5 protein-coding genes are annotated in these 2,752 nt (G+C 73.0%); all 5 read left to right on the top strand.

The features are described from left to right. Positions 1–87 precede the first annotated feature (87 nt). Complete coding sequence (locus ACW0Q9_RS30100) at positions 88–888, top strand: helix-turn-helix domain-containing protein (protein ID WP_456187089.1); 801 nt, start codon at positions 88–90, stop codon at positions 886–888. Next, entirely contained in the window at positions 879–1,067 is a 189-nt protein-coding gene (locus tag ACW0Q9_RS30105) for a DUF397 domain-containing protein (protein ID WP_456187091.1), read from the top strand. The genes ACW0Q9_RS30100 and ACW0Q9_RS30105 overlap by 10 nt, the downstream gene beginning before the upstream one ends. A gap of 7 nt (positions 1,068–1,074) precedes the next feature. After that, complete coding sequence (locus tag ACW0Q9_RS30110; protein WP_456187093.1) at positions 1,075–1,506, top strand: VOC family protein; 432 nt, start codon at positions 1,075–1,077, stop codon at positions 1,504–1,506. 9 nt (positions 1,507–1,515) lie between these two features. Continuing rightward, positions 1,516–1,983 carry a DUF4442 domain-containing protein gene (locus tag ACW0Q9_RS30115; protein WP_456187095.1) on the top strand — a complete coding sequence of 156 codons (468 nt, stop codon included), beginning with the start codon at positions 1,516–1,518 and terminating at the stop codon, positions 1,981–1,983. Positions 1,984–2,030: 47 nt separating this feature from the next. Beyond that, a partial coding sequence (locus ACW0Q9_RS30120) for a beta-phosphoglucomutase family hydrolase (protein ID WP_456187097.1) occupies positions 2,031–2,752 on the top strand: 722 nt, incomplete at its 3' end.

Genomic DNA, 2,752 nt, shown 5'->3' on the forward strand with positions numbered 1-2,752 from the left:
GCTAGGGTCGGAAGTCGTTCCACCCCCACCAGCCCGGCCGTCCGACCGGCCGTTCCCCGATGTGCAGAGGTGTGCAGAGGTGTGCAGATGAGCCGGATGCCGATGCTGGAGCTGTTCGCCGGGGAGCTGCGCCGGCTGCGCGGTGACGCCGGGCTGTCCCAGGAGGCGCTGGGCGAGCGGGTCAACTACTCGGCCTCGCTGGTCGCGGCGGTCGAGCAGTGCCGCCGCCCGCCCCGGGAGGAGTTCGCCGCGCGCTGCGACGAGGTGCTGCGCGCGGGCGGCCTGCTGGTCCGGATCCGCGACGCGTTGATCCGCGAGAGCCTCATGCCGTGGTTCCGCGAGTGGGTGACCATCGAGCAGGAGGCGGCGACCTTGCGCAGCTTTCAGCCGCTGGTGGTGCCCGGCCTGCTCCAGACCGAGCCGTATGCCCGGGCGCTGTACGAAGGGGCGGCGCAGCTCGCCGGGGAGGAGATCGAGCAACCGCTCGCCGCGCGGTTGGCCCGCCAGGCAGTGTTGAACCGACCGGGTCCGCCGCAGTTCGTGGCGGTGCTCGACTACAGCGTGCTGGAGCGTCCGGTCGGCGGCCCGAAGGTGATGCGGGAGCAGTTGCGACACCTCGTCGAGGTGGGCCGGCGGCCCCGCGTCCACCTGCACCTGGTGCCGCGTGACGCCGGCGCCTACCCGGGGTTGAACGGCGCCTTCGTGCTCGCCACCCCACCCGACGGCGACGACGTGGGTTACCTGGATAACCAGTTGCAGGGCACCATCGTCGAGCGGACCGTGGACGTAAACTCCCTGCGGCAGATCTGGGAGTCCGTGCGGGCGGAGGCCATGCCGCACGGTGCCACCCTGGCGGCGATCTCGGAGGCGGCAGAGCGATGGACCTGACCGGCGCGATCTGGCGCAAGAGCACCCGCAGCAGCGGCAACCAGGGCGACTGCGTGGAGGTGGCCGACAACCTGCCCGGCGTGGTCGCCGTGCGGGACAGCAAGGACCCGCACGGGCCGGCGCTCACCTTCACCGCGGCGAGCTGGGCGTCCTTCGTCGCGTACGCCAAGCGCCACTGAGCCCGGGATGGGGACGGTGATCCGCAACGTCGCGTTCGACTGCGCCGATCCGTCCGAGCTGGCGCGGTTCTGGAGCGGGGTCTTCGACTGCCCGGTCGACCCGGAGTCGGAGCCCGGTGACGAGGAAGTCGCCATCGCGCCGCCCGGCGGCCCGACGCTTCATTTCCAGCGCGTGCCGGAGCCGAAGACCGTGAAGAACCGCGTGCACGTCTGCCTGGAGCCGGACGTGCCGCGGGACCGGGAGGTCGAGCGGATCCTGGCCCTGGGCGCCACCGTCGTCGCCGACCGACGTGAGCCGGACGGCAGCGGCTGGGTCGTACTGGCCGACCCCGAAGGCAACGAGTTCTGCGTGCTGCGCAGCGATGCCGAGCGCCATCCCGCCGGCCAGGTCGGGCCCGGCGCCGCCCCGGGCCTTGCCGGGGAAGTTACTGGCGAGTAGCGTCTGGGCATGTCCATCGACTCTCGCCAGGTGGCGGCCGGTCTGCTGGAGGCCGTGCCCTTCGCCCGCACGCTCGGTATCGAATTCGTCGAGGTCGCCCCCGAGGCCGAGGGCGGCGTCCGGGCCGTGGTCCGGCTCCCCGACGCCCCGGAGCACCACAACCACGTCGGCGGCCCGCACGCCGGTGCCATGTTCACCCTGGGGGAGACCGCCTCGGGAGCAGTGGTGCTCGCCGCGTTCGGGCAGGTGCTCGACCGGGCCGTGCCGCTGGCCGTGACCGCCAGCATCCGCTACCAGAAGGTCGCCCTGGGGCCGGTCCTGGCCACCGCGCGGCTGGGCCGCACCCCGGCCGAGGTGGTCGCCGAACTGGACGCCGGGCAGCGACCCGAGTTCCCGGTCGAGGTGGAGATCGGCACCGAGGACGGCACGGTGACCTCGGTCCTCACCGTGATCTGGACACTTCGCCCGAACCGCTGAGGTCCGAATCGGGTTTGCCCGGCCGATGCCCTGGATAGATTCAGGCAATGCTGGGCCTACCCGGTCACGTGACCGCCTGTCTCTTCGACCTGGACGGTGTGCTCACGCAGACCGCCAAGGTGCACAACGCCGCCTGGACCGAGACCTTCAACGCGTTCCTGAAGGCACGCGCGGCGGCCACCGGCGAGCCGTTCCGCCCGTTCGACCCCGGCCCGGACTACAACCGGTACGTGGACGGAAAGCCGCGGGCCGACGGGGTGCGCTCGTTCCTGGCCTCGCGCGGGATCACCCTGCCCGAGGGCTCGCCGGACGACCCGCCCGAGGCGGAGACCGTCAACGGGGTGGGCAACCGGAAGAACGTCATCCTGCTCAAGCGGATCCACACCGACGGCGTCGAGGTCTACGAGGGCTCGGTGCGCTACCTGGAGGCGGCCGCCCGCGCCGGGCTGCGCCGGGCGGTGGTCTCGGCCAGCGCCAACTGCCGGGACGTGGTCGCCGCAGCCGGGCTGGACCCGCTGCTGGAGGCCCGGGTGGACGGGCTGGTCGCCCGCGAGCGCGGGCTGCGCGGCAAGCCGCACCCGGACACCTTCCTCGCCGGCGCGCAGTTGCTCGGCGTGGAGCCGGCGAACGCGGCCGTCTTCGAGGACGCGCTGGCCGGCGTCGCCGCCGGGAAGGCCGGCGGCTTCGGGTACGTGATCGGCGTCGACCGCGTCGGCCAGGCGGACGACCTGCGCGCGCACGGCGCCGACGTGGTGGTCACCGACCTGGC

This window comes from Micromonospora sp. I033 (assembly GCF_053890995.1).